The organism is uncultured Helcococcus sp. (assembly GCF_946998255.1).
Classification (GTDB): Bacteria; Bacillota; Clostridia; order Tissierellales; family Peptoniphilaceae; genus Helcococcus.
On the sequence record NZ_CAMPYN010000074.1, the window covers coordinates 1 to 4,685 of the forward strand.

Below are 4,685 nucleotides of genomic sequence, written 5' to 3' on the forward strand. Positions count from 1 at the left end.
GTGCTTTTTATATCATCAATTTTAATAGCGTTCGTAGGAGGTATTATAGCTAAAAAGAACGAACAAATCTAAGGAGTAATTCATGGCAATTTTAAAAGTAACAAATTTAACAAAGAATTATGGAAAGCATGAAGTGCTTAAAGGTATTAATTTATTATTGGAAGAACCTGGTATTTATGCTTTAATTGGACCAAATGGTTCTGGAAAAACTACGCTTTTTAATACTATATCTAATCTCTTAAAGCCGACCTCTGGGGAGATTGAGGTTCTTGGAAAGAAAAATACCGATGCAAGTATTTTCTATGAAGTGTCATTTTTAAAGGACAATAGAGTTTTATATGAATATTTATCAGGATATGATCATTTAACATTTATACAATCGGCACAGAAACTTCCTAAAGAAAGAGTTGATGAAGTAATAAAAAAAATGCAAATTGGTCATTATGTGCATAAAAAAGTTGGAGATTATTCACTTGGTATGAAGCAATCGCTATTAATTGCAATGGCGATGTTAAACAAGCCGAAGCTTATGATACTTGATGAGCCGTTAAATGGTCTTGATCCAACTTCAGTTATAAAAGTAAGATATTTACTAAAAGAACTTACAGAAAATGGAACTACTATACTTATTTCATCACATACATTGAGTGAGATTGATTTAATAACAGATAATATTATGTTCTTAAAAGATGGAAGAATTGTTGAAGAAAAGATTGAAATTGCAAATGATAATATTTATGCGATTAATGTGGAAACTACTGACAATCTCGAAAAGATACTTGAAGGATTTGAATACAAAATAGAAGATAATTTACTTAAAGTGAATCTGCATGAAAAAGATATATTTGAACTTTTAACAAAATTACATGAAAATCAAATTAAATATTTGGACATTTCTAAAGTGAAAAGGGGAACTGAAGATAGATATATGGAAATGTTCCCGGAAGAAATTGCTAAAATTCGTCAACAATAATTATTCCCAAATTTTATTTTCAATTTTGTTGTTCACTTTAGTGAGTTGAGTGAATGTAAGTTAACGAAACAATAAACGCCAATAGTAGTGTGCCGGTATTTGCACCTTATAAGCGCTATAAAAACTACCAGCTAGGCTGGTAGTTTTTATGCTATTAATACAAACCTGCAAAAAAAGATATTGTTAGAGCTGTTAATATTCCACTTACTGAAAGTGATAGAGATGCAATAGCACCTTGTTTTTCACCAAGTTCAAAAGCCTTTGAGGTGCCCATAGCATGGGCTGATGATCCAAGGGCTATACCTTGGGCTACAGGGCTTGTGATTTTAAATATCTTGAATATATAATCACTTATGATTGAACCGAATATGCCGGTTAAAATTATTATTATAATGGTTATTGGAACTATTCCGCCAAACTGTTTACTTAAAACCATTCCTATAGCTGATGTGATTGACTTTGGCAGTAAAGATACATAATTTTCATGGCTTAGCTTAAAAAGTATAGCAAGAGGTAGTACTGTCATAGCTGAGGTGATTAAACCAGATATAATACCTGCAGAAATCGCTTTAAAATCTGTTTTTAATATATGTAAATTTTCATATAGTGGCACAGCTAAACATACAGTTGTAGGCGTTAATAAATATGATATATATTGGCTTCCTTTGGTATAATTTTGATAGTCTATATCTCCGATTACCAAAACTCCAATTACTAAAAGTATAGAAACTAATAATGGGTTTAATATAGTTAATTTTGTTTTCTTTTTTATTATCAGTGCTATGTTATAGGCTATAAAGGTTAGGCTGATACCAAAAAATACATTTGATGTAATTATTTCTTTCATTATTGATCTCTTTTCTTAGTTAATGTTTGTGTTATTTTTCCGGAAACAATCATTACAATTGTTGTACTTACCATGATCACGAGGGAATAAGCAAGTATATTTTCTTTGAATAGGGGCCATACAGCTATGATGCTTATGGCTGGACCTACAAACATTATTGACATATTATTTATTAAAAAAGTTGATGTTTCTTTCACATCTTCAACCTTTACAATTTTTGTAATTAACAATAAAAGCAAAATGATAAGTCCATATACACTGGCAGGTATTGGAAAATCTATAATTGTATTTAATAATTCACCAATAAAGGATATAGCGAATATTATAGTGAATTGTTTCATATAGTTCATAATAAACTCCTCAATTTATGATATGATTATAATAACCTATTTTTAAAATAAAGTGAAAGGAATTTTATGGAAATTAAAGTTGTTGCTACAGATATGGATGGTACATTCTTATCTGATGATAAAAAATATAATAAAGAAAAATTTAAGAAGGTATTTGAATACTTTGAAGAAAATGATATAAAGTTTGTTGCTATAAGTGGTAACCAATACTATCAAATAAAAACTTTTTTTGAAGATTATAGCGATAAAATCACAATAGTTGGTGATAATGGGTCAGTATTTTTTGAAAATGATCAAAAAATAAGGGTTGAATCCATGCCAAATGAGGTAGTAGAAATGATCCTCCATTATCTATCTGATAAGGGATATGACCAAGACATGCTACTAGATGCTGAAAAAACGGGTTATATGTTGAAAGATATGGATCCAAATTACCAAAAGAATTTTATGTTTTACCATGAAAAGGTAGAATTGGTTGATTCATACTTCCCATTAAGAGATGATAATTATACAAAATTTACCTTCAATATAGATGTTGATGAGACTTATGGAGTTATAGATCATTTAATGGCTTCTCATGGTGATTATATCCAAGCTGTTACATCAGGTAATGGTAATATAGATATAATTAACAAGGGAACTAATAAAGGCACTGCAATGAAGTTTTTACTTGATAGGTGGGGATACAAGCCAGAAAACCTAATGGCCTTTGGAGATGGTGATAATGACCTTGAAATGCTTGAACTAGCAGGACGCCCTTATTCTATGCCAAGAGCTAGCGAAAATGCCCATAAGATAGCTGAAAAAACTAAATATACAAACAATGAAGATGGTGTATTAAATCAGATAATTGAATACTTTGATATAGAAATATAGGTACTGCACATGAAATTAATTAAAAAACTTTCTATATTTTTATTAACTATATTATTAATTTTTAATAGTGGAGCAAATGTATTTGCTGAAAAAGAAAATAAAGAAATAGCTTGGGATGAAGAAATTATCTATATGGTTTTGACAGATAGGTTTTATGATGGGGATGAATCTAATAATAATCCTCATAATATCGATGGATCTTATGACAAAGATCATTTAGAAGCCTACCATGGTGGTGACTTTAGAGGTATTATTGAAAAAATTGATTACCTAAAAGAATTAGGAATTACAACTTTATGGATCACTCCTATAGTCAAAAACATAGAAACAAATATGATGGAAAATGATAATGGTAAGCAGTATGGCTACCATGGATATTGGGCTGAAGACTTTACTAAATTAGATTCCCATCTTGGTAATGAAGAAGATTTAAAAGAGTTAATTGACCTTCTACATGAAAATAATATAAAACTTATGGTAGACGTAGTTTTAAATCATTCAGGCTATGGTACAAAAAATCAAGGTGATTTTGCAGGTATGCATAGGGAAGAAAGTGCTTCCGGAGATATAGAATCTGAACTTGCAGGTTTACCAGATTTTAAAACAGAAGATAAGGAAGTAAGAGATAAAATTATTAAATGGCAGGTTGATTGGTTAAAAAAATTAAAAACTGATAAGGGAAATAGCATTGATTATTTTAGGGTTGATACTGTTAAACATGTAGACCATCAAACTTGGATTGATTTTAAATCTGCAGTTTTAGAAGAAGATAAAGATTTTAAAATGATTGGTGAAAATTTTGGAGCTTCTGTATTTAACCATGGTGGTTATTTAAGTCCTGAAATGATGGATTCCCTATTAGATTTTGAATTTAAGGATATAGCTAAAAATTATGTAAATGGCAGGATAGAAGATTCAGAAAAATCACTTATAAAAAGGAACCAAGCAATAAGTGAAGAAAAACAAATGGGACAATTCTTATCATCTCATGATGAACATGGTTTCTTGAAAATGAAACTTGGTGGAAATGTAGATAAGTTTTTACCAGCAGTATCCTTGCAATTGACAGCTAAAGGACAACCTGTAATCTATTATGGTGAAGAAATTGGGATGTCAGGTCAAAAAGATGATTTTAGTAAGGGTATATATAGTGAAAATAGGGCTGATTTTGAATGGGATAAAGTAAAGAATAACCCTATATTAGATCATTACAAGAAATTAATATCTATTAGAAATGCTTATGCAGATGTATTTGCTAAAGGTGATAGGAAGACTATATATGCAGATAAAAAGGTATCAGTATTTTCTAGATCTTACAATGGTAAAGATATTTATGTTGCTTTAAATACAAGTGACCAAGACCAAGAACTGACATTTGCTATAGATGATAAAGATATCAATTTAATAGATGTCTATGGCAATAGAAAAATTAATAAGAAGGATAATAAAATCACAGTTAAAATACCAGCTAATAATAAAGCTGGAACGATGATTATGGCAGCAGATGATGATATAGCTGAAAGTTTAAAAACAAGTGATAATTCTATAATAGGTCAAAATAAATTATACATATTGATAACTTTAGGATTGTTGGCAGTTTTAATCATTTTATTTACAAAGAAAAATAAGAAAAAATAAT

At 29.5% G+C, this 4,685-nt stretch carries 5 protein-coding genes; 3 read left to right on the forward strand and 2 right to left on the reverse strand.

Annotated features, from left to right (window positions below):
• Nucleotides 1-82 precede the first annotated feature (82 nt).
• Nucleotides 83-973, forward strand: a complete 891-nt coding sequence (locus tag Q0U66_RS05440) for an ABC transporter ATP-binding protein (RefSeq protein WP_297378412.1) — start codon at nt 83-85, stop codon at nt 971-973.
• A gap of 154 nt (nt 974-1,127) precedes the next feature.
• Here the strand turns inward: Q0U66_RS05440 and Q0U66_RS05445 are convergent, their stop codons facing one another.
• Nucleotides 1,128-1,820: an LrgB family protein gene (locus Q0U66_RS05445; protein WP_297378415.1), complete on the reverse strand. Its 693-nt coding sequence runs from the start codon at nt 1,818-1,820 to the stop codon at nt 1,128-1,130.
• Entirely contained in the window at nt 1,820-2,170 is a 351-nt protein-coding gene (locus Q0U66_RS05450; protein ID WP_297378418.1) for a CidA/LrgA family protein, read from the reverse strand. Before Q0U66_RS05450 ends, Q0U66_RS05445 begins: the two co-directional genes overlap by 1 nt.
• 66 nt (nt 2,171-2,236) lie before the next feature.
• Here Q0U66_RS05450 and Q0U66_RS05455 point away from each other — a divergent pair, with 66 nt between their 5' ends.
• Entirely contained in the window at nt 2,237-3,046 is an 810-nt protein-coding gene (locus Q0U66_RS05455; RefSeq protein ID WP_297378421.1) for a Cof-type HAD-IIB family hydrolase, read from the forward strand.
• Between the two features lie 9 nt (nt 3,047-3,055).
• On the forward strand, nt 3,056-4,684 hold the full coding sequence (locus Q0U66_RS05460; RefSeq protein ID WP_297378424.1) for an alpha-amylase family glycosyl hydrolase: 1,629 nt from the start codon (nt 3,056-3,058) through the stop codon (nt 4,682-4,684).
• The last annotated feature ends 1 nt before the right edge of the window (nt 4,685 follow it).

What these genes read in the sequence shown, in the direction of transcription:
- Q0U66_RS05440 (WP_297378412.1), top strand. Translation starts at nt 83, where the DNA reads ATGGCAATTTTAAAAGTAACAAATTTAACAAAGAATTATGGAAAGCAT.
- Q0U66_RS05445 (WP_297378415.1), bottom strand. Translation starts at nt 1,820, where the DNA reads ATGAAAGAAATAATTACATCAAATGTATTTTTTGGTATCAGCCTAACC.
- Q0U66_RS05450 (WP_297378418.1), bottom strand. Translation starts at nt 2,170, where the DNA reads ATGAACTATATGAAACAATTCACTATAATATTCGCTATATCCTTTATT.
- Q0U66_RS05455 (WP_297378421.1), top strand. Translation starts at nt 2,237, where the DNA reads ATGGAAATTAAAGTTGTTGCTACAGATATGGATGGTACATTCTTATCT.
- Q0U66_RS05460 (WP_297378424.1), top strand. Translation starts at nt 3,056, where the DNA reads ATGAAATTAATTAAAAAACTTTCTATATTTTTATTAACTATATTATTA.